Annotated in this window: 15 protein-coding genes and 1 tRNA gene; 4 read left to right on the top strand and 12 right to left on the bottom strand. The window is 68.4% G+C overall.

Annotated elements, in window-relative coordinates:
- Positions 1-5 precede the first annotated feature (5 nt).
- Both ybgF and BCEP18194_RS09505 read left to right on the top strand, forming a co-directional pair.
- A complete protein-coding gene (ybgF, locus tag BCEP18194_RS09510; RefSeq protein WP_011351071.1) occupies positions 6-755 on the top strand; it encodes a tol-pal system protein YbgF in 750 nt (249 codons plus the stop codon).
- Positions 756-868: 113 nt separating this feature from the next.
- Positions 869-945: transfer RNA gene (locus tag BCEP18194_RS09505), tRNA-Lys, on the top strand.
- 159 nt (positions 946-1104) lie between these two features.
- On the opposite strand, the gene BCEP18194_RS09500 is transcribed toward BCEP18194_RS09505, so the two are convergent.
- The 8 genes from BCEP18194_RS09500 to BCEP18194_RS09465 all read right to left on the bottom strand — a co-directional run bounded on the left by BCEP18194_RS09500 (position 1105) and on the right by BCEP18194_RS09465 (position 8342).
- Positions 1105-2052: a fatty acid desaturase family protein gene (locus tag BCEP18194_RS09500; RefSeq protein WP_011351070.1), complete on the bottom strand. Its 948-nt coding sequence runs from the start codon at positions 2050-2052 to the stop codon at positions 1105-1107.
- Positions 2049-2666 (bottom strand): phosphatase PAP2 family protein, encoded by a 618-nt coding sequence (locus BCEP18194_RS09495; protein ID WP_011351069.1) that lies wholly within the window; start codon positions 2664-2666, stop codon positions 2049-2051. Before BCEP18194_RS09495 ends, BCEP18194_RS09500 begins: the two co-directional genes overlap by 4 nt.
- On the bottom strand, positions 2663-3820 hold the full coding sequence (locus BCEP18194_RS09490) for a hypothetical protein (RefSeq protein WP_011351068.1): 1158 nt from the start codon (positions 3818-3820) through the stop codon (positions 2663-2665). Before BCEP18194_RS09490 ends, BCEP18194_RS09495 begins: the two co-directional genes overlap by 4 nt.
- Positions 3817-4566, bottom strand: a complete 750-nt coding sequence (locus tag BCEP18194_RS09485) for a hypothetical protein (protein ID WP_011351067.1) — start codon at positions 4564-4566, stop codon at positions 3817-3819. Before BCEP18194_RS09485 ends, BCEP18194_RS09490 begins: the two co-directional genes overlap by 4 nt.
- Positions 4563-5579, bottom strand: a complete 1017-nt coding sequence (locus BCEP18194_RS09480) for a hypothetical protein (protein ID WP_041492748.1) — start codon at positions 5577-5579, stop codon at positions 4563-4565. The genes BCEP18194_RS09485 and BCEP18194_RS09480 overlap by 4 nt, the downstream gene beginning before the upstream one ends.
- A gap of 65 nt (positions 5580-5644) precedes the next feature.
- Entirely contained in the window at positions 5645-6709 is a 1065-nt protein-coding gene (locus tag BCEP18194_RS09475; protein ID WP_011351065.1) for a glycosyltransferase, read from the bottom strand.
- A gap of 139 nt (positions 6710-6848) precedes the next feature.
- Positions 6849-7292, bottom strand: a complete 444-nt coding sequence (gene yiaA, locus BCEP18194_RS09470) for an inner membrane protein YiaA (protein WP_011351064.1) — start codon at positions 7290-7292, stop codon at positions 6849-6851.
- Between the two features lie 102 nt (positions 7293-7394).
- A complete protein-coding gene (locus BCEP18194_RS09465) occupies positions 7395-8342 on the bottom strand; it encodes a cupin domain-containing protein (protein ID WP_011351063.1) in 948 nt (315 codons plus the stop codon).
- 129 nt (positions 8343-8471) lie between these two features.
- Here BCEP18194_RS09465 and BCEP18194_RS09460 point away from each other — a divergent pair, with 129 nt between their 5' ends.
- On the top strand, positions 8472-8801 hold the full coding sequence (locus BCEP18194_RS09460; RefSeq protein WP_011351062.1) for a carboxymuconolactone decarboxylase family protein: 330 nt from the start codon (positions 8472-8474) through the stop codon (positions 8799-8801).
- 219 nt (positions 8802-9020) lie between these two features.
- Entirely contained in the window at positions 9021-9854 is an 834-nt protein-coding gene (locus tag BCEP18194_RS09455) for a class II glutamine amidotransferase (protein ID WP_011351061.1), read from the top strand.
- A 24-nt stretch (positions 9855-9878) separates the two neighbouring features.
- On the opposite strand, the gene BCEP18194_RS09450 is transcribed toward BCEP18194_RS09455, so the two are convergent.
- From BCEP18194_RS09450 to BCEP18194_RS09435, 4 genes are all read right to left on the bottom strand, one after another.
- The gene (locus tag BCEP18194_RS09450) at positions 9879-10553 is read right to left on the bottom strand and encodes a GNAT family N-acetyltransferase (RefSeq protein WP_011351060.1); all 675 of its coding nucleotides are present in this window, start codon (positions 10551-10553) and stop codon (positions 9879-9881) included.
- Positions 10550-11878, bottom strand: coding sequence for an aminotransferase class I/II-fold pyridoxal phosphate-dependent enzyme (locus BCEP18194_RS09445; RefSeq protein ID WP_011351059.1), 1329 nt, complete (start codon positions 11876-11878; stop codon positions 10550-10552). Before BCEP18194_RS09445 ends, BCEP18194_RS09450 begins: the two co-directional genes overlap by 4 nt.
- A gap of 64 nt (positions 11879-11942) precedes the next feature.
- Positions 11943-12860: a UDP-3-O-acyl N-acetylglycosamine deacetylase gene (locus BCEP18194_RS09440; protein ID WP_011351058.1), complete on the bottom strand. Its 918-nt coding sequence runs from the start codon at positions 12858-12860 to the stop codon at positions 11943-11945.
- Positions 12857-20494, bottom strand: a complete 7638-nt coding sequence (locus tag BCEP18194_RS09435; RefSeq protein WP_011351057.1) for a type I polyketide synthase — start codon at positions 20492-20494, stop codon at positions 12857-12859. The genes BCEP18194_RS09440 and BCEP18194_RS09435 overlap by 4 nt, the downstream gene beginning before the upstream one ends.
- Between the last annotated feature and the right edge of the window lies 1 nt (position 20495).

The raw sequence follows: 20495 nt of genomic DNA, 5'->3' as shown, positions 1-20495 counted from the left end.
GCCGTATGACGCACCGTGTATCCCTGCTGCGCGTTGCCGCAGCATTCTGCGTCGCCGGCGCGGCGTGGTCGGCCGCGCCGGCGCACGCCGGCGTGTTCGACGACAACGAAGCGCGCCGCGCCGTGCTCGATCTGCGCAGCAAAACCGACAACCTGGCGAGCCAGTTGTCGGCCGCCCAGCGTACGATCCTCGATCAATCCGGCCGTCTCGACCAGCTGAACCAGCAGGTCGCGACGCTGCGCGGCGAGAACGAGGACCTGACGAACCGGCTGACGACGCTCGAGCGGCAGCAGAAGGAGTACTACCAGGATCTCGACACGCGGCTCAAGAAGTTCGAGCCGCAGCAGGCGACGATCGATGGTGTCGAAGGCACCGTGCAGCCGGGTGAAACGGATGCGCTCAGTGCGGCGCAGCAGCAGTTCCGCAACGGCAACTTCAAGGCGGCGGCGGCTTCGTTCCGCGCGTTCATCGCGAAGTATCCGCAGAGCCCCTACCAGCCGACCGCGCAGTACTGGTATGGCAACGCGCAATACGCGCTGCGCGACTACCGCGGTTCGACTGCAACGTGGCAAGGGATCGTCAGCAAGTTCCCGCAGCATCCGCGCGCAGCCGACGCCCTCGTGGCAATCGGCACGAACCAGCTCGAGCAAGGCCAGAAGGCGGCCGCGAAAAAGACGTTCGAGCAGGTCGTTTCGCAGTATGCCGGGTCGAACGCTGCGCAGACCGCGCAGGGCAAGCTCGAGACGATCAAATAATTATCGCGGCGGGTTGTTGACAGCCTGGCAATCCGCCGCTATAATTTTTTGCTCTTTGGGTCGCTTGCCAAGTTGTTGAAGCAACGGGCCAACAGAACAGGTTTCAAGAACGTGGGGTGGTAACTCAGTTGGTTAGAGTATCTGACTTTTAATCAGAGAGTCGAGGGTTCGAGTCCCTCCCACCCTACCAACTATCTTTGATAGTGCAAATTAAAGCCTCCCAAGCGGAGGCTTTTTTGCGTCTGTCGCATCCGTGTCGCGCGCGGCATCCCGGTGATGTCCGCAACCCACCCAGCCGCACCCTCCCGACTCCGCTACCGGACAGCGCACGCAATGCCCCGCCCGCGCATCAGCGCACGCTCACGTCGCGCAGCACGCCACCATATCCCGCGTACAGATTGCCGTCAGGCAGTAACTGCCGTTGCGCGAGCTGCCGATGCACGACCGGCAGGTTATGGAACGGCATCCGCGCGAACAGGTGATGTTCGATATGAAAATGAATCGCGTGCGGGCCGAACAGGAACGTCTGCCACGAACGCCGGGCGATCGTCCGCGCGTTGCGGCTCTGGTCGGCACATGCCGGCAGCCCCGCATGTTCGAAGATCGCGCGCACCTGCCCGGCGAGCGGCAGCAGCGTGACGGACGGCACGATCCACAACGTCACGTACAGCAGCGGATGTCCGGCCCATGCGAGCGCGCCGAACAGCACACCGTTGCCGGCCAGCATCGACGCGACTTCCCACGCGGCATACGCACGCGATTTCCCGACTTTCGGCAGCGCATGCGCTAACTCGCCGCGTGCGAGCTTCACGACACTCGTCACGTAGCCGATCCCGCATGCGTACGCGAGCAGGCGGCCGATCAGCCGCCCGCGCGTCACCGGATAGTCATGCACGCCGAACAGCAGCGCGACGGGATCGTCCGCCTCCATCGGTGCGCGATGGTGCTTCAGATGGCCTGCCCGATACGTACGCAGCGACAGCCACAGCGGGCCGGCCGCGAACAGTTGGCCCAGCGCGTCGTTGACACGCCGGTTCCGCGCCAGCAGCCCGTGCGCGCCTTCGTGCATCATGACCGCGAGCGCAAGCTGGCTGCGCGCGATCACGATCGCGGCCAACGCGTACACGAGCGGATGCGGAAACGCGATCGCAACCGCGAACGCGGCGGCAATCATCAGCCAGTCGCCCGCCAGCGCCGCGCCAACGCGCGACGCGCTCACGCGAAACAACGCGGGATCGGGCACGAACCGCGCAAGCTCCGCATTCGGTCCTGCGTGGTGATCATGGGCATCCGTCACGCGAGCCTCCCGCGCAGCGCACGCCGCTCGACCCACAGCGCACTGACCATCGCGAGCGCCACGCCGCCCAGCACATCGGCCACCGTATGCTGCTTGAGCGTCAGCGTCGACGTGCAGATCAGCAGGCCGACCGCCACTGTCACGAGCCGTCGCCGGTCCGCCAGCATCCGGCAGGCAAGACACGTCACCGCGACATGCAGGCTTGGAAAACCGTTGGCCGCGAGATCGAGCTGCCACATGCGCGCGAGACGGTGGCGCACGAACGCATTGCCGATATCCGCGACGTCGGGCCGCGGCACGGCTTCCGGAAACAGCAGGAAGCACACGACACCGAGCACGAACGCGATCAGCACGGCCTCCTTGAACGCGGCGAACGCGGGCGGTCGCGCATACGCGGCAAGCGCGATCACGAACGGAAAGAAGCCGACATAGACGAACCACGACCACGCGATGAACGGAATCCGCGCATCGATCGACGTGGCAAACACATAGCGCGGCGTGACACTGCGCTCCAGCAGAAAGAAGATCGCGAGACCGGCTGCCATGCCGAGCGTCGCGGCCAGCATCTGCCGGATATCGGGCCGGCGATCGTCACGAAACGACAGCGAATTCATCGTGGTGCCGGCGCCTCGCATCGCGGATCCGTATCGGCCGCCTGCGCACGCGGACGCAGCGCGAGGAGGCGCGACGTCCATGCGTCGACGCGCGCACGCGCCTGCTCGCGGCCAGCGATCGTTCCTGCCTGCGTTCCAGGATGGCGCATCAGTTCGGCTGCAGCCTGCCCGACTTCCCGCCGGAACGCGGCCGCATCGCCGCGCCACGTGACGACGCGATGCACGAGTTGCAGCCGCGCGGCGCGCTCGGCGTTGCTCGCCTGCTCGGGCTGATCGGACTGCACGAGCAGGATCGGGCGTCGATATACGCGAGCGATCGACAGCGCAGCCATGCCGGGTGCCGACACGATCAGCGGTGCATGGGCGGCGCGCGTCACCCAGTCGGCGTCGACACCGGCCCAGCCATCGTGCCCGGCATAGCCCTCCCCCACACGGTGTGTGGCGAGCCCTGCGTCGCGCATGCCGGCCGACAACGCATCGGCGAGCGCGATATCACGGAAGTGCGGGTTCAGATAGACGGCTGCTGAAGCCGGTTCCGAAGCCGGCCGCTCGGCGACGATCGGCACCGGTGTCGGCAGCCGGTAATGCGTGCACGATCGCCGGACTTCATCGGCGGCATCGTACGCAAAATCGTGCTCGATGCAGCACCGCGCCGAATCGATCTGCCAGTCGACGATCCGCGCAAAAGCACGCGCCAGTGCGCGCGGCAGCCGCGCATCGAAATTCGCGGTCAACGCGCGGCGCAGGCTTCCGCCATATACATGAACGACGCGGCGCCGCCAGCCAGGCATCGCGCCCATGAACAGCAGCGCCGGATGAAACGAGTCGTTGATCACGAGATCGGCATCGCGGACGATCACACGCAGTCGCACGATGTCGCGCAGCATGCGCGTCGGCCTGAACACGTAGTGCGCGACATTCCGATCGGTCGCGTCGCGCAGCATGTTCTGCCGTTCGTCGAACTGCACCGCGTAGTGACGGGACAGCACGGCTGCGTCGATGTCGAACGCAGCCAGGAACGCCTGCCCCGCATCGGACGTCGTCAGCACGTCGACCTGTGCGCCCGCCGCACGCAGCGCGTGCACGAGCAGTTGTGCGCGCATCAGGTGGCCGCGTGCGTCGGCCGTCGCGAGATAGACGATGCGCGGCATCATGCGCGCGGACGAAGCGACTGGAACCAGCCCGCCGCAACCATCGCCAGCGCGCCCGTCACGCCGAACCCGGCTTCGATCGCGCGGATCTCGTCGAGCAACGCAGCGAGATGCACGGCCTCGGACGGCGCAACGAGACGACGCAGTGTGTCCGAGCAGAGCCTCACATGCCGCGTCTCGTCGGCAAGCACGCGCGCGAGCAGCGGGTACAACGGATGGGCATCGCCGATCGTTTCGCAGTGACGTGCAAGCACGCGCATCGCCATCTGTTCCGCGCACAGGCCCGTCGCATAGGCCGGCACGAGCACGCCTTGCGAGAAATGCGGCGCATGGCGCTGCGCGAGCCGGCGCCATCGCATGATCTTGCGCCGGCTCAGCCAGTCGGGCTCATGCGGCACAGTCGACGGCGCGACGCCGCGTTCGCGCAGCGCATCGGCAAACGCGGCCGCGTGACGACGCTCGTCCGCGAGATGCTGCTCGATCCGCGGCGCAAGCCAGTCCGGCGGTTGTCCGGTCCAGTCCTCGTGCAACGCGCACTCGGTCGCTTCCTCGCCGATCAGGTACATGCGCAGCACCCAGCGCTCGCCATGTGTGCTGCGATGAAGCTGCCGGATCGCCGCGCGCTTGATGCGATCGACGAGGTACGCGCGCACCCGCGCCGCCCCGCGCGGCACGGGCGCATCGAGACAGTCGAAGCGCGCATCGTGCGCCGCATGCGGCGACGCCGGCAGGTCGCCAGCCGCGGTCATGCCGGCACACCCCGGACGGACGCGGATTTCGTCGCGGACGCCGCAGCGGCGGCCGGATCGCGACGCCATCCGAGGATCAGGCCGATGAAGCTTTCCTGCATGAACGCGTGCGCGGATGCGGTCGCGCCCGCAAATGCTTCCTCGCGGCCGTTGACGCGCAGATATCCGTTGCCGTCACGCGCGCCGAATTCGATCCGGTCGTTCTTCCTGAAGCCGCGCGCACGCATGTCCTTCACGAGCGCGCTGCCGTCGAGGCCGAACAGGAACAACTCGCGCTGGGCGACCCACACCGGAATGTGATTGCTCAGTGCATCGAAACGAATCGTCCACGTGCCGGATGCGAGTGCGCGATCGACGTCGGCATCGTGCGGCGCGTTCGACGTAAAGCTCGCACGCGCGACCGACTTCGTCAGGCCGCCGACGCCGAGCGCGATCGTGATGTCGTCCGCGGACGGCTGCTTCGGATCGGTCGCGCTCACTTTCACGAGGTGCCGCGCGAGCCGCGAGGCAAGCGACGGATGCGCGAACAGCGCCAGCGTTTCGTCCGGCGTGAGCACGTCGCGCTCGCCTTCCCCCTCCTTCACGCGCACACGATACGGATCGATCCGGACCTCGGTGAACGTGCCGCGCACGGGCGCGTGGACGTACACGTCGCGGTCCCATTTCGCGCCGTCGCGACGCAGCAGCACGTGCACGCTCAGCGGCACGCGCCGGCCGTCGCCGTCGACACCCGTGCCCTGCAGGAGCACGTCGCCGAGCACGTCCTTCGTGCGGCGCGCCGCATCGCTCGAGAAGACGATCGCGTGCGCATCGGTATCGATGCTCGCGTGAACGTCCGGCGCATCGAGCGCGACGCGATTGCAGTCCGCGGAGGCCGCGTTTGCGAACGGGCAGCCGCTTTGCGATGCGAAGTGGTAGATCCCGCGCCCCGCATGATCGACCGGCGCGGCATGGGCGCCGGCGCTGGCGGCAAACAGGGCGAGGCAGGCAACACGGGTGGCGAGAGAGGACATGGTCGTTGTCGGGATGGATGCAGGGTGTCGGTGTGTCATGGCCGCGCACGATGCGCGGCGCCGGTTCAATGACGGTGATAGGACAGCGCTTCGAGATCGCGCCGGGCCGATGCACGCCCGGCGAGACCGAAACCGCGCGCGAGTGCACCGAGCGTATCCACGGCGGACGCCGCGATCGTGACGCCGATGGCCGCGAGATAGCGGGCGGCGCCAAGCGGCGGCAACTGCTGGCGATTCAGCGCGCGCAGGCTGTAGCCGAGCCGCATCGCCATCACGCAGAACGGGCCGAGCGGGCCGCTGCGGCCGAGCCACTGCCAGCCGCGCGGCAGGTACGCGTTCACGAGATACGGTGTCAGGCCGACGCTGTCCTCGCCGCGCATCCAGCGCAGCTTCAGCGATTCGCGTTGCGTGTCCGGCAGCCGATGTTCGGTGTGGGCGGCCGGTGCGAACTCGACGGCCACGCCGGCTGCCTGCATCCGCAGCCCCATCACCTGGCAATGCGCGCGATAGACGCCGTCGAGCGGCTCGTAGCGGAATTGCGCGAACACCTCGCGCCGGAACGCGACGTTGTTCGCGTAGAAGTTGCGCGTCGCGCCGTCGCGCAGCGGGCTCGGGAAATACATGAAATCGATCGACGTCAGCGCGATGCCGAGCACGTTCGGCGCATAGCTGGTGCGCCCCGCCACCGCGACGGGCGCATCACCGGCTTCGCGCGCGAACGGTGCGAGCAGGTGCTCGAGCCAGTCGTCGGTCGGCCGGCAATCGGCATCGCCGAACACGACGATGTCGCAGCGGGCCGCGTCGACGCGATCGAACCCGTCGTTCTTCGCATCGTAGTAGCCGGTGCTCGCGCCGATCTCGACGAAGTCGATCGGGCGGCCGGCCAGCGCAGCGATCTCCGCGCACGCATCGGCCGGCAGCCCGTCGTGCGTGATGATCCATTGTGCGAGCGCCGCGGGCGGCACGGTCTGCTTCGACAGCGCCGATACGAGGCGCTTCAGGCTGTCGACGGCCTGCGCGAGCCCTGCGCCGCCGCGCAGGTTGTTCGTCTCCAGCACGAGCGCGGCCTGCGCCGCCACGGCACGGGCAGCCGCGCGGGTGTGCCGCGTGGTTTCTGTGAAGTCTGGCATCCGGAATATCTCCATCGTCATGCACACCGGCATGGATGAAACGAATGGGCGGAGCGCCCGCGGCGCATCGGCGAATGCGGGTCGCCCGCGACCGTCGTCGCAAAACGGGCGGCCTGGATGGCGCCCGCTTCGCGTGCCGTCACTCCTGGACGGACGGCGCCGATTCGGCGTCGGTATAGCGCGGCTTCGCGTTCTGCAGGTCGCGCGTGTTCTTCTGCACGGCCACCGCGCCGAACAGCGCGAGCACGAACGACATCGCGTAGAAGCCCTTCTCGCTCAGTTGCAGTGTCGCGTTGAAGAGGCCGACGACCAGCAGCGCGATCGACAGCAGCAGCGCGATCCAGCTGAGGCCGTAGTAGATGCCGGTGACGGGAATGCCTTCCGCGCGGTCGCGGACGCTTTTCTGCAGCGAGATTGCCGCATAGAGACCGAACACCAGCACGGTGAAGTAGTAGCCCTTCTCGTTGAGCTGCATGCCGGCGTTCCAGAGACCGATCAGGAATGCCGCGAAACCGGCGAGCAGCGCGGCCCACGACGCGGCCACGAACGCGAACGACGGCTGCTGGATGGTGGTCTGGTTCATTGCTTTGCCCTCTCTTTCTTCTTGTTCGAAATCGTTTTCGTTGAACTGCGTTTCGCGCATGGTAGCAGCTTTGGTGCGCGGCAAGACGCCGCGCTTGCAGTCTTACAATTCGCGCTGCGCCCGCCGCCAGCGCCCCGGCGTCGTGCCGAGCACCGCGCGAAACGCCTTGCCGAAGGCGGCCTCGGACTGGTAACCGACCGCCTGGCCGATCTCCGCCTGCCCGCGCTGCGTGTCCAGCAGCAGCGCGCACGCGTGCATCATCCGGATCTGCGCGACGAACGCGCCGACGCTCATCCCGGCCCGCTCGCGGAAATGCCGCGCGTACGTCGCGCGCGACATCGCGGAGGCGTCGCCGAGCGACTCGACCGTCCACGGTTTTTCCGGCGCCTGCAGCACGGCCTGGACCGACGGGCCGAGCCGCGCGTCGGCCGCCAGCGCCAGCCAGCCGGACGGTACGCGTGCACCGCGACCGTATGCCCGCAATGCGTACGCGAGCAGCGCCTGGCCGAGCGCGTTCACGATCGCGCCGGCGCCCGGCTGCCCGTTCGATGCCTCGGTGCGCAGCACGCTCGTCAGCAGTTGCAGCGGCGCGAACCCCGACGCCTCGCGCAACCCGACATGCAGCACATGCGGCAGCGTGCGCATCAGCAGTTCGCCCGCGCCGCGCGCATAGACGAACCGTCCGCACAGCAGGTCCACGCTCGCGCCACCCGGTTCGGCCGGATCGAGGTTCGACTTGACCGGCAGCACCGCGCCGCCGCCGGCGCCCTGTTCGCGCAACGCCGCAACCGGCCGCGACCGGCCGGCCCCTGCGTCGAGCAGATCGTGCGCGCCACCTGCGGGCAGCAGCACGAAATCGCCTTCGGCGAGTTGCAGCGTGCGCCCGTCCGCGGTACGCAGCCGGCAGGTTCCGGCCAGCACCAGGTGAAACGCCGCCTCGCCGGACGGCAGCGGGTCGTGCGGCATCGCGAACGGCCCGTCGAGCAGGCAGCGCACGTCGAGTTCGACATGGCTGCGGCCCAGCGACAGGAGTTGACTCAACGCATCCATGAGACGATCGCGCTAAAAATTGACACTCTAGCGTATCGAAACCCTCAGCGCGAACGATCAGAATAGCCCTGCATCGCCCGAGATCGCGGCGCCCGCCGCCTTCCTCACCCCTACTCGAAAGGACGCATCATGCTGAACTGGAACGAATACCGGAAGGAACTCTCGACGCGCATCGGCGAGATCGCCAAGCTGTCGCCCGATACGCTGGCCGGCTACAAGGCGCTGTCGGGCGCCGGTGCCAAGACGGGCCATCTCGACGCGAAGACGCGCGAACTGATCGCGCTCGCGGTCGCCGTCACGACGCGCTGCGACGGCTGTATCGCCGTGCACACCGCGGAAGCGGCCAAGCATGGCGCGACCAAAGAGGAAGTGGCGGAAGCGCTCGGCGTGGCAATTGCACTGAACGCGGGTGCGGCGCTTGTCTATTCGGCACGCGTGATGGACGCGCTCGGCGAGTGAGCTTGACGGCCGCGGCGCTGCCGTCAGGTGGCGGCGCCCGGCCGCATTGGCCGCATTGGCCGCATGGCCGCCCGGTTGCGCGTCGCGCATCCGGGCCGGCAACCGATGTATGAAGATTGGCCAGCGTACCTGCCCGATTGACCGGCCGCGTGCGCTCAGGCACGGATGCGCCGCGAAGTCGGCTACCATGCTGAACGATCCATCGTGAAGGAGCGCTCCATGTGCCGCTGGCTCGCTTATACGGGTAATCCGATTCATCTCGAAACCGTACTGTTCCGCGCGAAGCATTCGCTGATCGACCAGAGCCTGCATTCGGAGCTGGGAGCGACGACCACCAACGGCGACGGCTTCGGCATCGGCTGGTACGGGCGCCCCGAAGAACTCCCGTTCCGCTACCGCTCCGTGCATCCCGCGTGGAACGACCGCAACCTGCGCGAAGCCGCGCGCGCGATCCGTTCGCGGATGTTCATCGCGCATATCCGCGCGGCCACCGACACCCCCGTGCAGGAAACCAACTGCCACCCGTTCCGCCACGGCCGCTGGCTGTTCGCGCACAACGGGCTGATCCGCGACTTTCACAAGCTGCGCCGCGACCTGACGATGAAGGTCGATCCCGCGCTGTTCCCGACGCTCGAAGGCTCGACCGACTCCGAATTGATGTTTCGCCTCGCGCTGACCTACGGCCTCGAGCAGACGCCGCTGCCGGCGCTCGAGCGGATGGTCGGCGTGGTCGAGGAAACCGCCGCGCGGCATCGCGTGGCCGACCCGCTCAACATGACGATCTGCGCGACGGACGGCGAACGGATCATCGCGGTGCGCTATTCGAGCGAACGGCAGTCACGTTCGCTGTTCCACAGCACGTCGTTCAAGCACCTGCACGAGCTGTATCCGCACAACCCGCGCATCGCCGAAGCCGGCGACGACGCGTTCATGGTCGTGTCCGAGCCGCTCGTCGACTTGCGGGGTGCGTGGGAGGAAGTACCGGAAAGCATGGCGATCGTCGCGCACGGCGCCGATGTGCAGCAGCGGCCGTTCAGCCCGCGGCACAAGTAACGCAACGGGCTGTCATTCGCGCCGTCAGACGCGGCGAGAAAGCCGCATCCGGATCGAATCGAGTTCGGCCGGTAGCCGGCGCGAACGGGCACGCGGCCGCGGCAGCGCGGTGAATCCGAGCCGTTCGTACAGCACGCGGGCCCGCACGTTGCGGGTCAGCACGTCGAGCACGACGTCGCGACTGCCGTCGCCGGGCAATGCGCCGGTGTCCAGCGCATCGCGAAACAGTGCGCTGAAGATCCCCGTGCCGCGCTGCCGCTCGTCGGTTGCGCAATGCGCGACGAGGATCTGCGAGCGCTTCGGCGCCGGAATTTCCGTTTCGAGGATCAGCCCGCGCAACAACTGGCCAATCGTGCGGCGCACGCCGAAGCAACGCGCCAGTGCCCACACGACATGCACGTCGTCGAACATCGTCTGCTGCCCGTCGTGAATCGCCATCACGGCGAGCACGGCGCCGTCGTCGGCGACCGCGACACGATGCCGGCGCCACGAGAAGCGCCCGTGACGCGACCGGAACGCCTGCTGCAGGAAGGCGATGCAGCGTGCGTCGCTTTCGCCGAGAAAGAACCCGAATTCGGCCACGCCGGACGCAAACACAAGCGGTGCACACGCTGCCGCGTCGCCCGCATCGGCCGAGCGAAACCGCACGCGCTCACCGGCGCGCGGAACCGCTTGCGCGAACGCGCCGGCCAGCGTCATGCGCTGCGCCCCGCGAGACGCGACAACACGGCGACCGTCCGGCTGATCTGCTCCGGCTCGTGCGTCGAGCAGATGAAGAAGCGCAGGCGCGCCGCCTTTTCCTCGACGGCCGGATAGAAGATCGGCTGCACGTTGATCCCTTCGTCGAACATCGCATTGGCCCATTGCGCGGCCTTCAGCGAGCTCCCCGTGATCACCGGCACGACCGCGAACCCGGCGCTCGTGCCCGTATTCAGCCCCGCGGCACGCGCCTCGGTCAGGAACTGCCGCCCGCGCGCCTGCAGTTGCGCAACGCGCTGCGGCTCGGCCTGCAGGCGCTCGAGCGCAGCCAGCGATGCTTCGGCGAGCGTCGGCGCGAGCCCGACGCTGTACAGGAAGCCCGGCGCCAGATGGCGCAGCATGTCGACCAGCGGCTGACAGCCGGCGATGAAACCGCCACAACCGGCCAGCGTCTTGCTCATCGTGCCCATCCACATGTCGACCTGGTCGGGCGCGACACCGCAGTGCTCGCGGATACCCTTGCCGGTCGCGCCGAGCACGCCGAGCGAATGCGCCTCGTCGACCAGCAGGAAGGCACCGTGGCGCGTCTTCACGTCGACGAAGCGCTGCAGGTCGGGGAAATCGCCGTCCATGCTGTACAGCCCTTCGATCGCGATCAGCACGTGCCGGTATTCGCGGCGCACGCGCGACAGCAGTTCGTCGAGCGCCTGCCAGTCGTTGTGCGCGAAGCTCAGCCGCTTCGCGCCGCTCAGTTGCGCACCCTGCACGATGCTGTTGTGCGCGAGCGAATCGTGGACGACCAGATCCCCGGGGCCGAACAGCGCGCCGATCACGGTCACGTTCGTCGCATGGCCGCTCACGAACGCGACACAGTCGTCGGTCTCGTAGAACGCGGCCAGCGCGCGCTCGAGGTCGCGCTGCACCGGGCGCTCGCCCGCGACCATCCGGCTCGCGGAAGCCGACGTGCCGTAGCGGTCGATCGCGGCTTTCGCGCGTGACGACACGGCCGGATCGCCGGCCAGGCCGAGGTAGTTGTAGTTCGCGAAGTTCAGGTACTCGCGGCCGCCGATCTGCGTCGTCGCACCGGCCACGCCGTCGTGCACACGGAAAAACGGCGAGTCGACCCGCAGCTTCTCGCCCATCTCGCGCATGATCCGGACCTGCTGATACTGCGGCATCGATTCGAAGCGGCTGCGCGCCGATGCGGTCTGCGCGGCCAGCGTGCCCGGCACGCCCGGTGCCGCGGCAGCATCAGTTGCGCGCTCCAGTTGCCGTTTCAGCGCTTTCGCCGCCAGTTGCTGGCGAAGATGCTCTCCCAGTGCCATTGCTTCCTTCGCTGTATCTCGAAAAGACGCTATGTTACGCCGCGCGTCATGAAAAAGCGTGGTGTCACGCGTCGGGAAACTCGGCCCACTGCCACGCATCCGGTTCGGCCAGCAGCGCGTCCACCAGCCGGAAATTCATCTCGTGGCTCGGCCGCAGCGCGCTCACGCGCGCCAGCAGCGGCGCGCCGGCCAGCGCCAGATCGCCGACCAGGTCGAGCACGCGATGCCGGACGAACTCTTCCGGCAGCCGCATCCCGCCCAGCACGCGATTGCCGACGATGGACGCGGTGCACGACGGCCGCGCGCCGCGCAGGATCGGCACCCCGCGCAGGTAACCGGCGACGATCGCGGGTACCGCCCACTTCACGCGGCCGTACGAGCGCGACGGCGCGATTTCGGTCGCAAATGCGGCCGGCGTCAGCGCACCGTCCCAGTGCATGTCGCCGAAGCCGCGCAGGTCGTTGCGCACGCTCAGTTCGTAACGCGGCGCCGGTTCGATCCGCATTTCGCGCCGCTGGTCGCCCTCGCCGTCCGTGACGACGACGGGCCGCAGCACGCGGATGAAGCGTTTCGGCGCATCGAGCGCGACCCGGCCGCACGCGCGGATGGCATCCACCCAAGGCGCAGCGCTGCCATCGAGAATCGGCACTTCCTCGGCATCGATCTCGACGATCGCATGATCGATCTCGCACGCGAGCAGCGATGCGAGCAGATGCTCGATCGTGCGAACGCCGACGCCGTCGGCGTTGCGCAGCATCGTGCACAGCGGCTGCGCGCGGCGCAGCGCGGGATCGACCGGCAGCGTCGCGAGCGTGCGCCCCTGCGCGACGCGACGGAACGCGATCCCCGTCACACCCTCTTCCGGACGCACGGGCAGGATCCGCACGCCCACCCGGCGCCCCGTGTGCAGCCCGTGACCGTCGATCGCCAGCGGACGTGCCAGCGTGCCCTGACTCGTTGCCCAGCCGGACGGCGCGCTCATCGCGCGACCTCCAGCGTCGGCGACGCCTGGCCCGCGACGGGCGCCTGCCGCGTATCGAGCATCGCACGCGCTTCGCCGTCGATCGCATGCTTCGCCGCGAGCGCCGCGACGGCTTCCTGAGCGGCATCCGTCGCGGAACCGGCGTCCGCATCGGTCGATGCGCCGATCGAATCGACGATACGTCCGGCCAGCGTCGTCACCGACGCGCCCTCGGCTATTGCCATCACCGACAGCTTGACCTCGAACGCTTCCTCGACCGCGAGGCCGAGTTCCATTCCCATCAGCGAATCCATGCCCATGTCGAGCACCGACTTGTCGAGCGCGATGCGATCCGGCGTCATGTGCAGGATCCGCGCGATCTGCCCCTGCAGTGTCCGGGCAACCAGCGCGATCGCTTCGTCACGCGGCAACGCCAGCACTTCTTCCCGCAGTTGCGTGCCGCCGTCGCGCGCATCACCGCCCTTCGCATGCGATTGCAGCAACGAATACCGGCGCGCCTTCGCGGCCGGCATCCCGCGTGCCACGGCATGCCAGTCGAGCCGGACCACGGCTTCGCCGGCCGCGCCCGCCACCAGTGCGCGCTCGAGCGCGACCATCGCCTCGTCGGACGTGATCGACGCACCGCCGATCCGCGACTGCAACGCCTCGCGCGTATCCGCGTGACGCGCGAGGAAGCCGACATCCTCCAGCGGCCCCCAGGCCATGAACGTGCCCGGCAATCCCGCCGCGCGACGATGTTCGACGAGTGCCTCGAGGAAACTGTTGGCCGCGACGTAGTTCGATTGCCCCGGATTGCCGAGATAGGTTGTCGCCGACGAATAGACCACGAACAGGTCGAGCGGCAACGCGCGCGTCGCGCGATGCAGGTTCCACGCGCCGGCCACCTTCGGTGCGAGCACCGCGGCCATGCGCGCATCGTCCAGATTGCGCACGAGGCCGTCGTCGATCGACATCGCCGAATGCAGCACGCCCTTGAGCGGGCTGTCGCGCCGGACGATCGCGTCGATCATCGCATCGACCGCCGCTGCGTCGGTCACATCGCACGACACAACATCGACAGTGACGCCGAGCGTCTTGTGCCAGTGTTCGACTTCCTCGCGTGCAGCAGCAGCGAGGTCGCCGGAACGGCTCGCCAGTGTCAGCCGGCGTGCGCCGCGCTCGACCATCCAGCGCGCGCTCGCGAAACCGAGCCCGCCCGTGCCGCCGACCACCAGGTACGTGCCATGCGGATCGAGTGCGAGCGAGCCCGCGCGCGCGACGCCGCGCGTCGGAGCCGGCGTGCCGGACGGATAGGTCACGAGCACTTTGCCGATCTGCCGCGCCTGCTGCATGTAGCGGAACGCATCCTCCGCCCGTTCGGCGGGAAACGCGCGATACGGCAGCGGATGCAGCACGCCTGCCTCGAACAGCGCCATCACTTCGCCGAACAGGCGCGCGGTCAGCTCCGGCAGCGCCCCCATCAACTGGTCGGCGTCGATACCGAAATAGCTGATGTTGTTGCGGAACGGCCGCAGCCCGATATGGCTGTTTTCGTAGAAATCCCGCTTGCCAAGCTCGAGGAAACGACCGAACGGCCGCAGCGTATCGATGCTGCGCACCATCGCTTCGCCGGCGAGCGAATTCAGCACGATGTCGATGCCCTGGCCGCCCGTCAGCGCACGAATCTCGTCCGCGAACGCGAGGCTGCGAGAATCGAGCACATGGTCCGCACCGAGCAGGCGCACGAACTCTCGCTTCTCGTCGCTGCCGGCCGTCGCGAACACTTCCGCGCCGAAGTGGCGCGCAAGCTGGATCGCGGCGATCCCGACACCACCCGCGCCGCCGTGCACGAGCACGCGCTCGCCGCGACGCAGACGCGCGAGTTCGACAAGCGCGTAATACGCGGTGAAGAACGTGGTCGGCACGGTCGCCGCTTCCTCGAACGACAGCCGCTCGGGTTTCAGTGCAATCGCTTGCGCGCGCGTCCTGACGCGCGTCGCGAACGACGCCGGCGCAAAGCCGAGCATCGCATCGCCCGGCGCGAATTCCGTCACGGCGTTGCCCACCCGTACGACGCGGCCGGACAGTTCCATGCCGATCGTCGCGCCCGCGAAGCCGGTCTCGACCGCCTCGTCGGACAAGAGCCCCATCGCATACATCACGTCGCGGAAATTGAGGCCGGTCGCAACCGGCTCGATCTCCACCTCATCGTCACCCAGCGGGCTTTCCGGCAACGCGAACCATTCGAGATTGCGCAACGAGCCCGGTGCGTCGAACGCGAGCACGGCCGCACACGCGATCGCGCCATCATCGCGGGCCGCAGCCTGCGTGGCGGTCAGCATGCGCGGCACCTGCCGCCCGTGTGCGCCCAGGACGACCTCTTCCTCGACCGCTGCGCCGGTCAGCTCGTGAATCAGCGCGTCGGGGATCCGGTCCGCCGCTCGATCGACGTCGATCAGGCGGCACGCGAGTTCGGGATGCTCGTTCGCCAGCACGCGACCGAGGCCCCACAGCGTGGCCTGTTCCGGATGCGCATTCGCGGTCCCGGCGAATGGCGCGCCGCCGCGCGTGACGACGGTCAGCCGCGTGGCCGCGTTCGGCTGCGCACCGAGCGCGCGAACGAGTGCCGCAAGAGCGATCACGCCGTTACGCTGCGCGTCCATCAGGCCATCGCCCGTCGCCGATTCGGCGAGCGGCGTTTCCGGCGCGCAGAAGACGACATGCGCCGGCCGTCCGGCCGGCAACGACGCAATCGCGTCGGCCGCGTGCGTGACGTCGACGATGTCGGCCGGATAGCCCGCGCGCGCCAGTGCATCGGCCAGTCGCCCGCCGAAACTGCCGGCGGCATCTGGTGCGTGCATCACGAGCCATTGCTCGCTGCGCGCAAGCGTATCGAGATCGCTCGGATCCTCGCCGCGTTGCGCGACAACGGCGCTCGCGGGGTTGCGCGCGATGACGAACGTCGGCGTGCCGTCCAGATCGAGCGATTGCTCGACGTGCCGCACGACATCGACGAAGCCCGCGCCTTCGAGTGCGGCATCGAGATCCGCCGGTGTCAGCGGCACGGGCGCATCGGCTTCCGTCGACGAAGCCTGTGCGCCGGATACGATGTCGGAGAAACGGCCGCGACGCGACTCGGCCAGCAGCAGCAGTCCGCCCGGCGCCAGCCATGACCGCATTGCATTCAACGCGTCGGCCACATCGTGACGGCCGCTCAACGCGCGGTTCGCGACGATCAGGTCGTAAGGGCCGGCTTCGTCGGCCGCCAGCGACAGCCGCTCGCCCGACTGCAGCGCAACCGTGCGCACCGCCGCTTCCGCATCCGCGTCGAACCCGGCCAGTTGGCCTGCGGTCGCGGCGATCGCGTGATCGCAACGTGCGGCCGCGAGATGCATGCCGAGCGTCTGCAGCACGTCGCCGTCCGTCGCACCCAGTTCGAGCACGCGCAACCGGCGTGCCGGTTGCCATGCGTCGACCGCCTGCTCGACACTCACGGCCAGCAACGCATGCACGTGCTGCCACGTCGGCGACGCGGCAAGGAGTTGTTCCACCAGGCTGTGCCCGGTCGGCGACAGCAAGCGGGCGCCGTCCTTCGTGCCGTTCAGCACCTCCGGCAACGCCGCGCCGCAATGCGCGAGCAGCGTCAGCTCGGCCACGTGCCCCGGCGATTCGGCCAGCAACCCGCGCCACAGCTCGTCGAGCGGCGGCAACGCTGCGCACGCCGCGTCGTCGCGCACGAGCAGCCCGCCATCGCGATGAGCGAGACCGTCCTCGACCAGCATGTCGGCAAGACGCGTGGCCAACGCCGCACGCCCGGCCGCCGGCTGCCACGTACCGGCGAATGCGCCGAGCGCATCGAACGCGCGGAGCGCGTAGAGGCTCGCCAGCACATCGAGCAACGGCAGGATTTCGGTCAGATGCTGCGTCCGGCGGCCGTCGTGCCCGGCCGCATCAAGCCGCGCGGCAGCATGCGCGAGCAACGCGTCGGGGGCCGGCAAACCGGCCGCATTGACGTCGCCGGGCAGCGGCACTTCCTCAAGGCGGTAGACGAAGCGCGCGGGCAGGTTCTGCCGACGGCCGACGAGATCGACGCGCCGGAACCGGCATGCGCCGAGCCGCGCGACGATCGCGCCGCGTGCGTCGAGGAATTCGAAATGCGCGACGATCGAATGCGGGCTGTGACGGTCGATCCGCACCAGCACCCGCTCGACCGTGTCGCCGCGCAGATAGTCGACCCGGCCGATCTGCACGGGCACGTAGGCCGGATGCTCGCCTTCGCGCGCGTGCGCCGCAAGCAATGCGAACAGCGGATGAAACCCGCTGTCCATCAGCGCCGGATGCAGCAAATAGGCGGACAACGCCCGTGCGTCGCCGCATATGGCCGGCGCGGCAATGTCGGCCAGCGCCGCGCCGTCATCCACGGCGACCCGCACGGTGCGGACCCAGCGGAATGCCGGCCCGTAGCTGAGGCCGATGGCTGCCGTGTTTGCATATAGCGTGGCGCCGTCGGCTGCGGGCAACGCGAGCAGGCGATCGAGCACGCCGGACGGCACGATGCTCGCATCGCCGAGCGTGTTGCCGCTTTCCAGCATTCGCCCCGTCACGTTCAGCGTCCACGCGCCGTCGGACATCCGGTCGCGCGTCTCGATCGTGAAGGTCGCGGTACGCGGTTCGATCACGAGCCGGAACAGCTTCGCCTGCTGCGGCTGGAATACCACCGGCGTGCGGATTTCGACGTTTTCGAGCGCAGCATCCGGCGTATCGAAGAAGGTGCGTGCAGCGGCGAGCGCCATTTCCACGTACCCGGCCCCCGGAAACGCCACGCCGCCGTCGACGACGTGATCGGCCAGCATCGGTAGCTTCGCCGGATCGAGCTGGTTTTCCCACGCGAATGCGTGCTCGTGCAGGCGATAGCCGAGCAGCGGATGCTCGCGGCGGCGATTGACCAGGCCGTAGCCTTCGATGGTCGGCGTCAACCAAAAGCGGTCGCGCTGCCAGGGATAGGACGGCAATGCAGCACGCGATTCGCCCGGCGCGAAGCGGCCGGGATCGACGTTCGCGCCGTGCGCGATCGCCGCGAGAATCGCTTGCTGCAGCATGGCCGCGCTGCCGTGATCGCGTTTGAGCGTCGGCAGCGCCGCGCCGGTCGCGCCGGCGGCCGCGAATGCCTGCTTCACGTATGTGCGCAGGATCGAATGCGGCGAGACCTCGACGAACAGCCGGACGCCCTGCTCGATCAGATGCGCGATGCCGTCGCCGAAGCGCACCGGCTCGCGAATGTTGCGCCACCAGTAGCGGGCATCGAGCTCGGTGCCGGCCAGCGCGCCGCCGGTCACGGTCGACACGAACGTGCCGTCGCCCGGCTGCGGCCGCAGGCTCGCCAGTTCGGCCAGCACGACCGTCTCGATGCGGTCCATGTGGCTGCTGTGGAACGCGTAGTCGAGATCCAGCATCTGGAAGAACTTGCCGCTGCCGCGCAACGCGGCCTCGAGTGCCTGCAAGCCCTGCAGTTCGCCCGCGAGCGTTACTGCATCGGGACTGTTGATGCCAGCGATCTCGACGCGACGCGCCAGCCCGTGGCGCGCGATCAGTTCGCGCGCCGCCGCGTCGCCGATACCGACGGCCGCCATCCGGCCACTGCCGCGCGTCATCGCCTGCGCGCGGCTGCGGATCTTGATCACGCGAACCGCGTCGGCGAGCGACAGCGCGCCCGTCACCCAAGCCGCGGCAATCTCGCCGACGCTATGGCCGATCGCCGCGTCGTAACGCATCCCGCGCGCGTCGATCACGCGAATCATGCCGACCTGGATCGCAAACAGCAGCGGCTGAGCGTTCTCCGTCGCGGCAAGCCACTCGGCACCTGCGCCGGCCAGCCATTCCGCGCTCGGGCCGCCGCGCATCACGTCGACGAGCGACGGGCTGCCGTCGGCGCACCACAGCGCGTCGACTTCGTCGAGCGCCGCGCGGAACACGGCGTTCTCCGCATAGAGTTCGTTGCCCATCCCGACCCACTGGCAGCCGTTGCCAGAGAAGACGAGCGCGGTGCGCACCGCGTCGGTGGGCGCTTGGCCAGTTGCCACGCATGCCGGCAACCCTTCCGCTGCCGGCTGAGCCAGTGCCGCCAGCGCCGCACGGCCTTCCGCCACGCCGGCCGGTGCAACGATTGCGCGATGCTCCAGCCACTGGCGACGACGCGCGGCCGCAGCGGCAAGCGCCTGCCAGTCACCGCCGCTGTCGAGCATCGCCAGATAGCGGCCCGCGAGCGCGCCGAGCGCATTTGCACTGCGCGCGGTCAGGACGAGCGGAGACAGTTGCGCTTGCGTCGGCTCGTGCTCGGGCACGACCGTCGACGCCTCGTTTGCAGCCGGCGCCTCCGTCAGCACGACGTGTGCGTTCGTTCCGCCGAAGCCGAACGAGTTGACGCCGACCGTCAGCGGCGCGTCGCCTGCGTCGAGCGGCATGTAGCGATCGACGACGCGCAGACGCCCGCCGTCGAAATCGATGCCTGGATTGGGCGTAACGAAGTGCAGCGAGCGCGGTACCGCGCGATGCTTCAGGCACAGCACGGCCTTCAGCAGCCCGGCCATGCCGGATGCCGTTTCGAGATGGCCAATGTTGGTCTTGACCGAACCGATGAGCAGCGGACGATCCGCCGGGCGCTCGCCCGACACGACGTCGATCAGCGCACGCGCCTCGATCGGATCGCCGACCGCCGTGCCCGTGCCGTGCGCTTCGAGATACGCCAGCGACTGCGGATCGATACCCGCGCGCGCGTACACACTGCGCAGCAGCGACGCCTGTGCGGCCGCGCCCGGCACGCTGATGCCGCCCGGCGAATGGCCGACCGAATTCACGCCGGAGCCGGCGATCACCGCATGAATCGTATCGCCGTCGGCGAGCGCGCGATCGAGCGGCTTGAGCAGCACGAATGCACCGCCTTCCGAGCGAACATAGCCGTCGCCGGTCGCATCGAACGCGCGGCAACGGCCGCGCGGTGACAGCATCGACGCCTTGGAGAAACTGACGAAACCGAACGGGTGCAGCAGCAGGTTGACGCCGCCTGCGAGCGCCACGTCGGCTTCGCCGGATTGCAGTGCCTTGACAGCCTGGTGGAGCGCGACGAGCGACGACGAGCATGCCGTGTCGACGGACATGCTTGGGCCGCGCAGGTCGAACAGGTAGGACACGCGGTTCGACGCGATGCTCAGCGTATTGCCGGTCGCCGAATATGGATCGATTACATTCAGATCGTCCATGTTGCGGTTGCCGTAATCCATGCTGGCGGCACCGACGAAGACGCCGCAATTGCTGCCGCGCATGTCGGCCGGGCGCACGCCCGCGTCCTCGAATGCTTCCCATGCGAGTTCGAGCAGCAGGCGCTGCTGGGGGTCCATCTGGGCCGCTTCACGCGGGGAAATGCCGAAGAACGCGGCATCAAAGCCGGCGACGTTGTCGACGACGCCGGCCGAGAACGTGTAGCTCTTGCCCGGCTCGCGCTTAGACGGGTGCTGGTAGAAATCGGTGCCGAAGCGGTCGGCGGGGATTTCGGTTACTGCGTCGCGTTCGTCGCGCAGCAGTTGCCAGAAATCGCCAGGGTTGTTTGCGCCCCCGGGAAATCGACACGCTATCCCAATTATTGCAATCTTACTGTTCATC

This window comes from Burkholderia lata, from assembly GCF_000012945.1.
GTDB classification, from domain to species: domain Bacteria; phylum Pseudomonadota; class Gammaproteobacteria; order Burkholderiales; family Burkholderiaceae; genus Burkholderia; species Burkholderia lata.
This window is presented reverse-complemented; position numbering and strand designations above follow the sequence as displayed.